13 protein-coding genes are annotated in these 14,081 nt (G+C 58.0%); 8 read left to right on the top strand and 5 right to left on the bottom strand.

All coding sequences use genetic code 11. The annotated features are described in order from the left end of the window. Window positions 1–12: 12 nt before the first annotated feature. From rfbA to LDN75_RS19005, 7 genes are all read left to right on the top strand, one after another. Window positions 13–909 (top strand): glucose-1-phosphate thymidylyltransferase RfbA, encoded by an 897-nt coding sequence (gene rfbA, locus LDN75_RS19030; protein WP_223934259.1) that lies wholly within the window; start codon window positions 13–15, stop codon window positions 907–909. 621 nt (window positions 910–1,530) lie between these two features. Then, window positions 1,531–3,555: a CDP-glycerol glycerophosphotransferase family protein gene (locus LDN75_RS19025; protein WP_223934258.1), complete on the top strand. Its 2,025-nt coding sequence runs from the start codon at window positions 1,531–1,533 to the stop codon at window positions 3,553–3,555. Then, complete coding sequence (locus tag LDN75_RS19020) at window positions 3,555–5,465, top strand: hypothetical protein (RefSeq protein ID WP_223934257.1); 1,911 nt, start codon at window positions 3,555–3,557, stop codon at window positions 5,463–5,465. Before LDN75_RS19025 ends, LDN75_RS19020 begins: the two co-directional genes overlap by 1 nt. Window positions 5,466–5,526: 61 nt before the next feature. Then, window positions 5,527–5,811, top strand: a complete 285-nt coding sequence (locus LDN75_RS19015; protein ID WP_223934256.1) for a hypothetical protein — start codon at window positions 5,527–5,529, stop codon at window positions 5,809–5,811. 327 nt (window positions 5,812–6,138) lie between these two features. After that, window positions 6,139–6,999: a hypothetical protein gene (locus tag LDN75_RS19010; protein ID WP_223934255.1), complete on the top strand. Its 861-nt coding sequence runs from the start codon at window positions 6,139–6,141 to the stop codon at window positions 6,997–6,999. 197 nt (window positions 7,000–7,196) lie between these two features. After that, window positions 7,197–7,322 (top strand): hypothetical protein, encoded by a 126-nt coding sequence (locus tag LDN75_RS24205; RefSeq protein ID WP_263422333.1) that lies wholly within the window; start codon window positions 7,197–7,199, stop codon window positions 7,320–7,322. A gap of 115 nt (window positions 7,323–7,437) precedes the next feature. Continuing rightward, the gene (locus LDN75_RS19005) at window positions 7,438–8,019 is read left to right on the top strand and encodes a hypothetical protein (RefSeq protein ID WP_223934254.1); all 582 of its coding nucleotides are present in this window, start codon (window positions 7,438–7,440) and stop codon (window positions 8,017–8,019) included. On the opposite strand, the gene LDN75_RS19000 is transcribed toward LDN75_RS19005, so the two are convergent. From LDN75_RS19000 to LDN75_RS18980, 5 genes are all read right to left on the bottom strand, one after another. Continuing rightward, window positions 8,016–8,765, bottom strand: coding sequence for an SGNH/GDSL hydrolase family protein (locus tag LDN75_RS19000; RefSeq protein ID WP_223934253.1), 750 nt, complete (start codon window positions 8,763–8,765; stop codon window positions 8,016–8,018). The genes LDN75_RS19005 and LDN75_RS19000 overlap by 4 nt on opposite strands. A gap of 233 nt (window positions 8,766–8,998) precedes the next feature. After that, window positions 8,999–9,523 carry an acyltransferase gene (locus LDN75_RS24240; RefSeq protein ID WP_275959790.1) on the bottom strand — a complete coding sequence of 175 codons (525 nt, stop codon included), beginning with the start codon at window positions 9,521–9,523 and terminating at the stop codon, window positions 8,999–9,001. A gap of 18 nt (window positions 9,524–9,541) precedes the next feature. Continuing rightward, entirely contained in the window at window positions 9,542–9,808 is a 267-nt protein-coding gene (locus LDN75_RS24235; protein ID WP_275959789.1) for a DapH/DapD/GlmU-related protein, read from the bottom strand. A 585-nt stretch (window positions 9,809–10,393) separates the two neighbouring features. After that, the gene (locus tag LDN75_RS18985) at window positions 10,394–11,449 is read right to left on the bottom strand and encodes an LCP family protein (RefSeq protein ID WP_223934252.1); all 1,056 of its coding nucleotides are present in this window, start codon (window positions 11,447–11,449) and stop codon (window positions 10,394–10,396) included. A gap of 65 nt (window positions 11,450–11,514) precedes the next feature. Beyond that, window positions 11,515–13,254 (bottom strand): DUF4434 domain-containing protein, encoded by a 1,740-nt coding sequence (locus LDN75_RS18980; protein ID WP_223934251.1) that lies wholly within the window; start codon window positions 13,252–13,254, stop codon window positions 11,515–11,517. Window positions 13,255–13,480: 226 nt separating this feature from the next. On the opposite strand from LDN75_RS18980, the gene LDN75_RS18975 reads away from it, so the two are divergent. Continuing rightward, the gene (locus LDN75_RS18975; RefSeq protein WP_223934250.1) at window positions 13,481–14,080 is read left to right on the top strand and encodes a hypothetical protein; all 600 of its coding nucleotides are present in this window, start codon (window positions 13,481–13,483) and stop codon (window positions 14,078–14,080) included. Window position 14,081: the final 1 nt, after the last annotated feature.

Raw genomic sequence — 14,081 nt, 5'->3', positions numbered from 1 at the left:
AATGATCTGACCATGCGAGGAATCATCTTGGCTGGGGGAACTGGTTCGCGGCTGCATCCGATCACCCTCGGCATTAGTAAGCAACTTGTCCCTGTCTACGACAAACCGATGATTTATTACCCTTTGTCGACTCTGATTTTGGCGGGGATCCGCGACATTCTCATAATCACGACTCCGCATGACAGCGAGCAGTTCCAACGTCTGCTGGGAGATGGGTCTCGCTTTGGTGTGAACCTAAGTTACGTGGAGCAGCCTTCCCCCGATGGTTTGGCGCAGGCTTTCACACTGGGTGCGGACCACATCGGTGGCGACACTGTGGCCTTGGTTCTCGGTGACAATATCTTTTACGGCCAGGGCATGGGCACTCAACTGCGTCGATACGCAGACGTCGACGGCGGCGCAGTTTTCGGGTATTGGGTAAAGGACCCCAAAGCCTATGGCGTGGTCGAGTTTGATCAAAACGGCCGCGCAATCTCGCTGGAGGAAAAGCCGGAGTTGCCCAAGAGCAACTACGCCGTGCCCGGGCTCTACTTCTATGACAACGAAGTGGTGGACATCGCGCGAAACCTTAAGCCGTCAGATCGGGGCGAGCTTGAGATCACGGACGTTAACAAGACGTACCTAGAGCGCGGAAAACTTCAGGTCGAGGTCTTACGAAGGGGAACCGCTTGGCTGGATACGGGAACCTTCGAGGACCTGAGCGACGCGTCCAACTTCATTCGGACCGTTGAGAATCGCCAGGGCCTGAAGGTCGGTTCACCGGAGGAAATCGCTTGGCGCTCCGGGTTCCTCACCGATGATGAATTACGTCAGCGCGCTGAACCTTTGGTTAAGAGTGGATACGGCTCGTACCTCTTGGGGCTTCTCGAAGCTAAGCAGTCCGAGCCGGAATCCGTCCCCCTTCACTAGCTTCGTCGATCCAAGCCAACTAGGCGCGTCCAATCTGGACGAGGCTCGTCATCAACCATGTCTCAGGAGCGCTGGGTAGTGGGTCACCAATATCCGAGCGAGGCCAGTGTCAACTAGGCAGGGGCTGTGTGCTGAGCAAGTAGTGCCCCCTGAAAAGACAGGTACTGACTACTCGGGTGCTTCGTTCCCAGAGTTTCTAACCTCAAAGAATGATCACTCTAATAGATCCGGGCGAGGGGTTTCCGGAGCGACCAGTGCGTCCGGCAAGCGAGGGCGTCCAAGATGCCGCGTGGACAGTACTGTCCATTACCGCCGCCCTCATACTTCTTCCAATAATCGCGGTGGACGAAACAATCCGAGCGCTCTTTCCCTCAATGCGGAGAAGCAAAGCCATCTACTGACAATGCCTGGGTCACGAGGGAGTACCAACTTCCCTGGACTCGTGAGTGGCTTCTTTGCGTTCGCACACCGTGAGGCGCCTCTTCGCTAGCCGACGAGCTATTTCAGTGCATCCAGCGTCACGAATCGCCCTTAGTCAGCACTGTGTCCTTGAACCGTAATTAGGTACGCAGGATCCGCGCCCGTAGGGTCCTCTGTGCCTTCGACTCACTGAGGACCGTCATGCCCGACTCATCGCCCCTGCTTACCATCGTCCTTGAAGAACCTGGGACCCTGGACCGTGAATCTGCAACCTACCGGCGACTATTAGCTGCCCGACTGCGCTACGAATCGCAGCTCGCCGTTATTCTTGTCGAGGAAGCACTCACAACCCACGTCGTCACAAGGCTCTGCAGCACCATCGAGAGCAAGTACGTAATGTTCATGAGGACGTCGCAGCAGCTTGCGTCCTCCTACGTGACAACCGTGATGGATTACCTCCGGCCGCGGAATGTTTATCTGGCGGAGCCGGTACTTTATGCGGGTGCCATCCCCAAGAACGTGGCATTCACCAAGCTTGACGATGCCTATCGGTATGCCCGTGACACTGACGTCTATGGAGTCGCCTTTAACACTCGTCGTCTTGCAGTCGCCCTTGAAGCCATCGGTGATGTTGACCGGTCAGCACTCTACCTGGGCTATCGGCTGTACTGGTCAATTGGGACAGTAAAACCCCTAAACACAGGATTTTCCGTAGCCTCAGATACTAAAGCGGCTATCGGCCTTCATGTTGACTCCGAAGTTGCCCGTTTGATTCCGCTGATCCCGAGCGCATCGAAGGAGATGCGTGTCTATCTGATTCGGTACTTGGCGCTCTTCTTGCGCGGCCTGCGTTCACGGAAGTTCACGCAGGTCAGCTTGGCCCACCTGAGCGAGATGGTCCGCCGTTACCGGCTGGTTGACCTTGTCAGATTCGTGGAACCACTGCAGCCGTTCGAGGCTGCATGGATTCGGTGGTTGGACGATCCGTCAACCGATCCTCACCTGTTCAAACAACTAAGCCACCGTGATTCCTATGTGCACTTCAAGGAAGGCGAGTCTGTGAGTGAAGATGCGCTGTTGCTGTACCAACTGCGCCTTGGAGCCCAAGTTCTGACCATCGAAAAGTCGTACGAGCCACGCGATCTCAGGCCTGGATATTCCCGGCCCAATAGCTACGACTTCTACAGTCGCCCCATCGGACCGAGTTCAACAATTCTCTTTTTCGACCGGCCGTTCCAAGCGGACGACAACGCCGAACACCTTTACGACTACTTCATACGGACCCATCCCGAGTTCACGGAGGCGTACTTTGCCCTCAACCCGAAAGCGGCAGACTGGGCTCGGTTGGAGGAGAAGGGATTCAAACTCATACCCATCTTCACCAAGGACTTCTATGACAAGTTCCTGATCTCCGACCTAGTGGTTTCATCCCAGATCTACAACATCAGGTACCGGGGGAAGTCCTTCGCGAACTCACGGTTCGTGTACCTGCAGCACGGCATCCAGTTGAACGACATGACTGATTGGGTCCTGTCCAAATACTTCGACGTATTTGTCGCCACGGGCAAACTCGAAGCAGACTACATGGGTGGCCTGGCCCCCGTGGAGACCCTCAATTCAGGCCTTCCACGCTTTGAAGCCCTCGCCCGGGAGAAGTCGGAAGCGTCACATCTCCTGTTCATGCCCACCTGGCGGTTCAACCTGCACCAGACCTCGGCAGAGAACTTCGCCAAGTCGGAATACTTTCGAGCAATAGACTCGGTAATTTCCGACCCCTCGCTGCTGAGATTCCTTCAGAAAACGGACCGCGTCCTGCACGTGAAACTGCATCCAAACGTGGAAAGGCGCTCAAGCCAGTTCAGATTCTCCGACCGCGTTGTGCAGTCCCATTTGGGCTATCGGGAGGCCATAGCCTCGGCAGAAATGGTGTTCACCGACTACAGTTCCGCGGTCCTCGACGCGGCTTTCATCGAGACGCCGATTGCCTACTACCACTGGGACGCAGCGGACTTCTTCCGGGACCAGCCCTACGAAGCCCGGGTGGACTACCTCGAAGACGGCCTGGGTCCGGTTTTCCATGAACACTCCGAACTGATCGATCACATCGTGCAAGAGGACTATCTATGCCCCAATGAGCAATTCAAAAAGCGCCGCGAACGGTTCTTCCAAGGTGTGAATCCAACCAGCATCAACTCAACAATCGTGGACAGGATGCTGAGCCTCTAATGAATATCACTCGACACATCAAACGCCGGTTTTACGCTCTGGGCAAGACCGCAGCTTACTCGTCGTTTGGAAACGCGACGGCTCGAACGCTACTTGCATCCCCAACAAACTCACCTGCACGGCAGTTCATCAGAGCAAAGGGCTTGGAAGGAAGCATCCGCAGAGTTGCGTCCGAAACCCTGCCCCAGGGGACGTTCTTCGCAAAACTAACCATCGGAAGATGGCAACAACACAAGGGCGTCAGCTTCCGGCTACTTCAAGGCTCGGAGGTGGTCTACGGCAATAAAATCGAACCGCCGGCTCGAGGGTTCCCACTCGAATACCGGAACATTGTGGTCACGTCCGACGATCCTTCCAAGTTCACTTTGGACATCGACGCTCCCTATGAACTGAAGATCGGCAAGGGAGCGTTCACGACACCCCAGCAGGTGAAGTACGACCAACAGTATGGAGTGAAACAGCACGGAGATGTCTTTTACTCACTTCGCGGGAACACCACCAACCCCACACGAATGCTCATTACATTCCCTGGCTTTGGACCGTCAACCACCCGGATCTCATACGCCGTCAGTTATCTCAAAGGAATCACGGACACTGACCTGAAGGACACCCTGATGGTGTGTTTCCAGGACCGCTACCTTAGCGCCGGGTCCTACATGATGGTGGACAGTGCAGGCCGGCCCCTCTATCGCCGTGTGTGCAGTGCAATAGATGGGTTGCTTCACCGGTTCAAGATCGATCCGGCCGAAATCCTCTTGTTTGGAGCCTCCAAGGGCGCCAGCATCGCCATCCATTATGCGAAGGAATACCCGGGCGCGCAGCTGCTGCTCGCCGTTCCGCAAATGAACCTGCCGTACTACTTCAGCAAGCCGTTCTTCCGGGACAACATGTTCAGGAATAAGGCACTCCGGGATATTGAACAGCCCGAGGACCGCCTGCGTCAGTACTTTGCCGAGGGTCGGAAAATTGACTACTTCTATACAAACTCGGACGAGCTCAGCAACCATTCACTGATCGAACTTGTTCATGACGTGCCGAATCTGACGAAATACAGGATCGACGGCGGTCACTCAGACGTCGCGCGCGCGGCGCTTCCGGCCATGCTGGGCATCATCCGAGGCTTCCTCCGTGGCGGCACCGACCACCAGGAATTCTTGTGCGAAGAGGTACGGGAATTCCACACGGACGGTGGTGTCCAACTCCAGTTGCGTGTAGATTCCACGGCAGCAAAAATTACCCGCGCCAATTGGTTTGTGGAGGGCTGGCTGGGGAGAACGCGGTTCATGCAGATCATGTCCGAGCACTCCTACGACTTCGTGAAGTTCACGTCCGAGAAGCAACAACTCTCCACCGCAATCGATCCAGTCCAGGAGCTGTTTTCCGTTGTTGCGAGCGGAGCCGACGGGACGGTTTCGAGGGGGACTTTGCCCGAGCCCGTCGCGCTTGGGTCCGTCGCAGAGGCTCCAGAGATCGAACCACAACACATCCTGTGCGCCGATCCGCTGAACCTAGCCGTCGAAGATCCCAAGGAGTACGTCGTTCTGGAGGGAGACCGCTTCAGCCGCTTCCGCTATCGAAGCTTCGCAGCCGATACTGGCGGCGACACTATGGAAATCCACTTTGTGGGAGATGCCGAAGCGGATGTTTCGTCCGATCCCAGTGCGTCGGGCTCGCATCGAACCTCTCATGTGGCCGTTGTAGAGCCGCTGGACGGGTGGGATTTGGCTGACCTTCTTGTACTGCGATTCGTGATTGCTGCCGGCGTCGAGCGCGTCTGCGTTGTCATTCACGAGGACGTTCCCGACCCTGGCTCTACGGACCTCTTCAACGCCCTTGATTGGCCGGAGATTTCTGTGGTGAAGAAGGCTCGGCGAGAAGCGGCGGCCCCGGTCCTGGCAGTACACTCCTAACCAACGAATACTCCCCTGCCCGGGCGAGGACGGCAAACGAAACGCCGGCGTCATCCGCCGGATGATGGCCAAGCCGAGAGGCACGCTGGACACCATTTTGTCCGCGTTGAAGAACATCGGCAGCGGCCAGCCGATCATCGTCGCGGCAATGGAGGCTGCAGCGGAGCGTGGCGCCAGGAGGCGCAGTGGCCCAACAGGAAGCAGTTGCCACCACGACTACACCCTAAGCCAGGAAGGCGAGGACATGGGCGACCATGTGGCCTTACGGGCCACTATGCAGGCCAAATATCTGGCAGGCAGTCATCCGAACGCATTTCAGGTGGGTATCCGGCGTTTGTCGGGCTGATGGCCATCCCGCCCGGATGCCGACCTGTACTTCGCTGGGCCTTCCTTTCTTGCTGACCAGACCATCCCGGGCTTTATCTGATTGGAGACTGACCGAGATGGTCAACAGACTCCTCTGTTGGTGAAGATCTGACCATCCCTCGCGTCCCTGACGACGTAAAAGTCGATGACGCAACCGCCCCTGATCGCCTTCAGGAAGCGGAGCTTACTGCCACGTATGTCACGTTCGTTGACTCGGTAGCGGGCCTGCCGTTGGTGGATAAGCACGTCATCATCAAGGTTGACCAGCCACGGATGAAATCGCTGCCATTGTTGTGGAGGACATCTAATGGCGTACATGAAAGATGACGAGGGCGACCGCCTGGACAGCATCGCCATAGCCGGGGCCAAACCGTCCACGATCGCGACACGGATCTTCGGCGGACGCACGGGCACCTTCAACAACACCACGGCCAAGACCTTCCAGATCACCACGGAACTTGCGCAGCACTTTGACGCTGTCCGCGTCTTGTTCGCCAACACAGATCTACTGATTTCCCACTCCATGCGCTCGGTAGCAGTCTCTGTGATGGCAGACAAGACCGACCTGAATAATGCCTCCGGGGCATGGGTCACTGGCAGCCGCAACAGCATGTCCCGCGTCTATGCCGAACTTTCCCCTGGTACCGGGAGGATCGCATACACCGCAACCGACTGGATCAGCATCTCAAGTCTTGCCCGCACAGATGGCGGAACTAAGCCGCTGCTTGCGGCCCGCGCCTTCATGCAGGCCAACGCCACGCCTCCCCTCTATGGCGATGGCACTGACAGCCTCACGAGCTGGGCCAGGCGCACGGACGGGCGCATATGGGCGGCGCGGCATCAGGACGGCGTAGCTGTTACATCAGGCTTCACTGACACTACGAACCGGTCACAGTCGCCTATTGTCGGCTTCCAGTACCTAGCCCGCGGCAAGGTTGTAACGGTGGCGGCTGTCGGGGACTCCATTACGGATGGGCGCGGAACACATCTCCATGAGGGCTTTGTCCTGCCCGCCATTGAGGCACTATCCAGCATGTCCGGCACGGCCTACGAATACATGAATTGCGGATGGTCCGGCAGGCCATGTCAACGTTCGGAGAACGCGCAATTGACATCCTGCACTCGGGCATCAAGCGGACGTCCTTGTTATCCCCGCGGGGTCACCTAACGATGTATCCACAACGATCACTATTTCCTCACATCAGCGCCTTCCGGGCGCAGCGCTCCCGAGTCGTTGCCGAAGCACGCAAGGTTGGCGTGCCAGGGGTCATGTGGACATGGCTCCCATCCAACACGGCAATGAACAACTACGGCGCTACCCGGCGCACGCATACAATACTGAGTGCGCACGGCATACAACACTGAGTGCGCACGGCATACAACACTGAGGTCGTCGCACAGGCTGGCCTCGGGCTGTTCATCGCAGACGCTGCAACCGCCGTGAACGGCATAGCCAGCGGCGGGCAGGTCCAGATGGGCGGCACGGTCTAGACCGACGGCATTCACCCGAATGATACCGGAAATGCGCGTGTGCGCGATGTCATCAAACCAGTCATCGCGCACACCACGAGGGCATCATGACAGTCCCTAAAAGCGACCTCCCTACGTGGGTTACGACAAACACGGATACGCACGTTTCCACGGCGAGCCGGTTGGTGTACGCGGGCACGCGCGCAGGTCATGGACCATCGCCCCAGCATCGCCCACGTCGCGCTCAAGTGACGCACAGTGGTATTGGATCAGCGTCCGAGGAACTGCCGCGCCCCTGACCCTGACCCGTTCGAACGCTGACACGTTCAACGCCGCAGCGGGGTCTCTAACCTCCATCACGATCCAGCCTGGCCATTCTGTGCTCCTGGTCCCCTCAGGATCAGCGGCATGGGAAGTCCACGGATGGACTCCCAGCCTTGCCCAGGCAGTCACCGCTTCTGCCGCGTCCACCCTCACCCTCGCCCGCGATGCCTCTGTGTACATCTTCAATGGGACAACCACGGCGTGGACGCTCCCCACGCTGGCGAACAACACGGGGCTGACCTACCGAATCAAGAACAGGGGCGGCGGCGCGATCAGGCTGCATAGGGCTGGTTCAGACCAGCTCTATGACACGGCGGCTGTCACGAGCATCACCATTGCTGCGGGCGCATCAGCGACCATCATCAGCGATGGCACCTACTGGCTGAGCCTCTAGACGATCCTGATTCGTTCCAGGATCAAGTCCAGGATCTCCTTGTGGCCTTTGTCGTTGGGGTGGAAATTATCAGACGGACCAAGCCACGTGGGAGTCTTATCTGGCCCCCACGTGTCCTTGCGTTCGTATGACTTTGTAAGGTCAACATACTGGCCCCCGTTGGCTTCACAAACCTTTTGGATTTCGAAGTCGTAGGGGTCGGTAATCGCTTGCCCGCCACCACCCCACGCGCCAACGCAAATCATCTGCACATTCGGTGAGCGCTTTACGTTCCGCACAAGGTTTGAGTAGTCCTTGTTGAACTGGTCGACGGGTGTCCGCTGTGTGTCATTGGTCCCCAGTTCGAGAATTGCCAAGTCGATTCCAGAGTCAGGAACACTCAACACGTTCCCAGCTTTGAACAAGGCGTTCGCGTCAGCTTTGGTGGCGCGCTGTTCTTTGATCTCGCCGTGCTTCCGCAGTTCAGCGTTCAGCATGGGACGGTAACCCTTGTCCTCGGTGCTGCTGTAGAGGCTGTAGCTCAGCGAGTCCGCTGCGTAGAACACTGAAAGTGGACGGTCCTTGGGGAAAGCAAGCTTGATGATCCTGGCCTCGGCAGCCGCCTCAGCGTCTGCCTTCATCTTGTCTTGGACCTGCTGCCCATACGCGTCTGCCTTCTTCTGGATGTCTGGGTCACTAGGAGCAGCGGAAGGCGTGCACCCAGTGAGCAACGCGGCAGCGACAAGGGCAAGGGCAATGCGTTTCAAAGAGTCCCCCAAAGGAAGTGGTTCAGCCGATGTTCGTGTCAACCAGAGCAGCCGTCACAAGGCGGTGCATCTCGAAGGACGCCGTCTTCTAGTCCGGTTGGCGACTGGCCTGTTCGGCCCATTGCCATGCCTGTTCTGGGCTGCATCCATCCCTGTCGCGATGGATGCAAGAGCAATCAGCATGGTTCCCCTGAAATCAGTAGTTGGCCTCATTATAGGTTGGCGATGCCGGGCTACACCCAGTTCGTGACGCGGGTAACTGGCACTGCAGGGTTGCCTGCCACCACGGTATTCGCGGGTACGTCCTTGGACACGACAGACCCGGCTGCAATCACGGCGCCGTCACCGATAGTGACGCCTTTGAGGATGATCACTCCTGTGCCAATAAGCACGTGGTTACCGATCTTGATGGGCTTGATGGGGTTGCTGGTTCGCCGGTCCTCATAGGTGAGTGAGTGGAAGTCCGAGTCGAGGATCTGGACCCGCCACGAGATTTCGCACGCTTCGCCAATTTCGACTGCACCGGCAACGTTGATGACAGATTGGGCGCCAATTCGAGTCCTGGCACCAATGCTCAAAGCCGCTGGCGATCCCTTGCCGACCACAGCCACAAGGGTGTCTTTACCGATGAAGGCACCCGGCCCAGCCGCCACGGCGCCGTTCACTGTCTTGATCTTTGCCCCGCGACCCAGCCTCAAACCGTACTTTCGGCCGCGGGCAACACTCTCAACAGCTTGGATCTTCCCCCAGATAGTCATGAGCACAATCCTAAAGGGCTAGACGGCTGGTACCTCAGCAGTTGAAAGGGATCTGATCTTGCGGGCTGGGACGCCCGCGTAGAGACTGTGAGCCTTAACATCTTTCGCTACCACCGCGCCTGCTGCGATTATCGCCCCTGCCCCGATATTTACGCCGGGCAAGATAACTGCTCCCGCCCCGATCCACGAGCCGTCACCCACAACGATAGGCGCGGACGTTGCGGCGCCGGCCCTGCGCGACGGACCGCCAACCTCGTGCGAGCTAGTTGCAAACGTGACATTCATGGCGATATCACAGTCGCGGCCTAGCGTGATTCGTGCCGTGGTGTTGAACATGCAGCCGTGATTTACAAAGCTACTCTCCCCGATGCTGACCCTTGAGCTCCCAAACCAGACGCCCGGGGACACGTAGCATCGTTCCACGTTCATCCCGTAGGCACGAAGGGCACGCCACCGTAGCGGTGTAGGAAATAGTGGGGAAGCGATAATGGAGTTCAATACAACATCCCGATAGATGCCTGGCCATAGTCGATTAATAATCCCCATGGCCCAATGATATGGGCAACATAAGACCTGTTATGCCCGTTACAACAAGCGATCGACCTTCTCGGCTGGTTGCTGGGAGGGGCCTTTTCCTTGCGCGGTGAGGACTTCGGCCGCCCGCCAATCCTGGCAAACTGAACGGGCTTAATGCCGCCACCATGATCCGGCTAAGAGCCTATGGAGAACGACGTGGATAAGCCAGCCTTGGTCTGCGTGACGGCTTCTATGATTGAGCCTGTCATGGGCTTACCAGCAACGCGACCGTATTTACGTACAGAAATTGTACAGATCTTCGGTCGAGGTTGAAGTCCTCGCGGCCCGGTTCTGTTAGCTCCCCAAGCCCTTGGCTGTCACGTAGGCTGCAAGCTTGTCCTGGCCAATGGCTGTGGCGATTTCCGAAATGGCGGCATTGTCCGCCAGCACGATCGACTGACCATCCATTGACGTGCCCACGCCCAGGTTGGGCAGGGTGAACATGATGGTGTCCTTCTCGCGGAGATCTTTGAACTGTAGAGCGAGTCCACCGATGGTGGCGGCGTCGAAGTCCTTATCAACGCTGATGTAAGGGGAGATCGCGTCCACCATGTTGTTGACCTTCACCGGGTTGGTGAGGGTGTCCCGGGAGATCGTCTTGCTGATGACGGCCTTGAGGAAGAGCTGCTGGTTCTTGACGCGCGTGTAATCGGAATCAGGGAACGACTTCCGCTCACGCACAAAAGCCAGCGCCTTCTCGCCGTCGAGCATGTTCTTGCCCGCCTGGAAGGTGACCTTGCCCTTCAGCACGCTGGGGGTGAATCCCTGCTTGATGTTGACTTCCACGCCGCCCAGCGCATCGGTCAGTCCCTTGAAGCCCTCGAAGTCCACCATCGCAACGTGGTCGATGCGCTGCTGGAAGAGCGACTCCACGGTCTGAACGGTCAGGGCAACGCCGCCCTGAGCCATGGCGGCATTGATCTTCGCTTCGCCATGACCCGGAATGTTCACCCAAGTGTCACGCATGATGGAAACTGCGAAGACGTTCTTGCGGTCCGCCGGGATGTGGACCCAGATCAGAGTGTCGGTCCGCTGGTCTGTCGGGGCGGAGTCATCCGTGTCCACTGACCTGTCCGCGTTCTTGTCCTTGCCCATGACAAGGACGTTCATGGCACCCGTGACGTTCTTGGTGGGTCGCGTCGCCTCGTCCGGGAAAGCATTCTCGATCTTGGTGGTCCCGTTGTTGAACGTCTGCGCGAGATTGTAGATATAGGCGCCGCAGACTAGGCCTATGACCACCACGGCTGCCGCGAAGCCGAGGAGTACGTTTCGAGCCGTCTTTTTGGAGCTCTTTTGACGTCGCGGACGGGAGTCTGTCGCAACGGCTTCGGTATCAAGGGGATGCGTCATGTATTCCTAGAGTTGGCAGCAGCAGAGTCGATTCTAACAAATGGACAAACATGCCAGATCCGGAGCTAGCCTTTGGTGCCCCGGGAAGACTGCTCTGTGTAGATGCGTTGCGAATAGAAAGCGTCGTTTTCCGCACCCCATTGGTTGGTGACATTGACGGTGTAGTAACGGCCGGCAGCCAGGGTTGTTTTGCCAACATTCACGAGGATCATTTCCAGTTCCGGGTTCATGCCGCTCTGGACTCCGTACGCGGTATTTGTGCTTGTGGGCTTCACGGTTTTCACGACGCGTTGCCCGCCTTTGGTGGTCCACTTCACTTGGGCGTTGCCACCTGAAAGATTGAAGCCTGTTATCCGCACTTGGCCGGTGGATGCGTCAAAAGTCGCGTCGGTAATAATTGGCGTTGCAATTCCAGCCTCCACCTGGGCTTTGAGGGGAACGCCCGCACCAACGCAGGTGTAATACGAATCCCACATGAAAGAAATGATCTTCTGCGCGTTGGAAAGCTGTTGAAGCTGCCGATCGATCCTGGCTTTGGAGCTTTGCCCGCGGAGACTGTCACCGCAAGGGTTGGAGGCTGTGGCCGGAGCCATGCCCTCCAAGTTTGCCCACAGAACTGCGCCCGTTCCGGAAATGCCCGCAGCAGCTGCCAGGAAATAATCCCGAATAGGTGCCACGTACTTACTGCTCCACGAGCCCTTACCTACGATGCTCTCCGCATAGCGGTCCACCGCCGAGTTCGCTTCGTTCGACTGAAACGCTCCTCCCTTGCCGGTTCCCATGCCGTCTTGGATGGCGATGTTCAGAATGAGTCCGCTGGCCGTTTGGGCAATTCTGCGGATCCCGTTTCGAGCCTCCGTCAGGCTGATACTGAAAGCGCTGACCCGCGCGTCAAGGTAGGGACTAATGATTGCGCCGCGCGTGGGGAAGATTCGATGGATGGCCTGGTTCTGCATCCGGTACAGATCCAGGATGGGGTCGAAGGTGTGGCCATCGGTGACGGGCATTTCTGTGCTGTGATAGAAGCCAGCCAGGCCCTTCACGTTATTTGTGGCTGCCTGATATTGAAGGAAGCGCTCGGTGAAGAGCGCAAGTGTCCCCTGATAGGAAACGTCAGGGAGGTACGCCGTATCCGTTCTCTTTACGGGCAGGGGCAGGCCGGCATAGAACTTCATGCCCAGTTTCGTGGCCGCTAAGGCGAGGGAAGCCGCTGGATCCATGCCACCGGCCGCGCCACCCCCTGCAACAACCACGTCATACTTCCCGTTCGTAGACGTGCAGCCGCTGCCTTGGGCAGGGAGGACCAGCACAACGAATGCCTTGCCTTGGCTGGTGATCCTGCGGTCCTGAGGACACTTCACGGCTTGGCTGCTCCATACGCTTCCGTCGGAGTACGTGAAATAACGGTTGACCTCCAGAGTTCCTGCAGCAGCCTTGGCGCAATTCACTCCATCGATGACACACTCCTTGGGCAGCGTTGCCAAGGTAGCTGGCGCGAGGGGCGTTCCAAAAGTGATGACAGTGTCAGCGCCTGCTGTTTTGATTTCAGTGAGCTTCTGGGTGTTTCTCGAAGTGTTGGGGGACGCGAAAACGAAATAGCCGCCAATTGGGTAGCTTGCCGGTTTCGGCGCCCGGGCAGCCGGAGTTGGCTTCGGGGCCGCTGGGGGCTGTTTATCCTGGGCTGGTGGCGTCGCCTCGGTGCCAGGGCTGGGGGCAACCAAAGCGGTTCCTCCAACTCCGGCTGTGAGCACAAGTGCTGCGAGGAGGACTTTGATGCGTGGACGGCTTCCGCGAATGAGCGTCATGAATTCCTTGGGGTCGGCATCAGCAGACGATCCTACGGAATCAAATGACTGTTATCCATACGCTAGACTAAATCGGGCTGCCCTCCTGCTGTTGGTGGCCGCGCCGACCCTCATTCAGGGTGGACGCGCTGGAACGGACGCTACTAGCGTTCTGTACGACATATCAACGGGGGGAAAGTTGGGCACCGGAATTAAAAGTGTTCAAGCCGCACTTGTGGTCATATTGATGGCTCTTCTTGGCTTTTTTGCCACCCAGCCAGCCATGGCCACCACGGTAACCAGCCCTGGCACGGACACGGAACAACCGGCCGAACCATCGCCGACGCCCGAGCCTACATTCCCGGTTGTCATCCCGCCCGTTATTGAGCCTTCTTCGCCTCCCCCCACTTTGGAACCTGTTTCTCCGGCACCTGCCCAGCCTTCCGAAGAGCCAGCTCCCGCGCCCGTGGTACCGCCCGTCGTCGAGCCCGTCGCTCCGCCCGCGGAAGTACCTCCCGTGACTCCTCCTGCTACCTCGCCCGTTCCTGCTCTTCCCACGGATGTTGCTATCGAGAACTTCGTTGTAGAGCCCGAGGTTCCCGTGGAGACCGACACGGCCACCGCCGAGGCAACCCCTACCCCTACACCGACTCCTACCAAAACCGCCGCCCCGCCAGTTGTCAGCGCAGACATCACCGGCCCGTTGAAGGTAGCCCTGGCCCCCGTCGCGGAGAACAACCCCCTAGTCCAAGGCCTGACGGTCTTGGTGTTGCTGCTGCTGGGCCTTGCATACTTCCGTGCACTGCGCTCAAAGGGGATCCGCGGACCCCGCCTCAACGGCAAGTAGT

It is taken from the genome of Arthrobacter sp. StoSoilB5 (assembly GCF_019977235.1).
Classification (GTDB): Bacteria; Actinomycetota; Actinomycetes; order Actinomycetales; family Micrococcaceae; genus Arthrobacter.
Note: the sequence above shows the minus strand (reverse complement) of the source record. Positions and strands in the feature narration are given on the sequence as shown.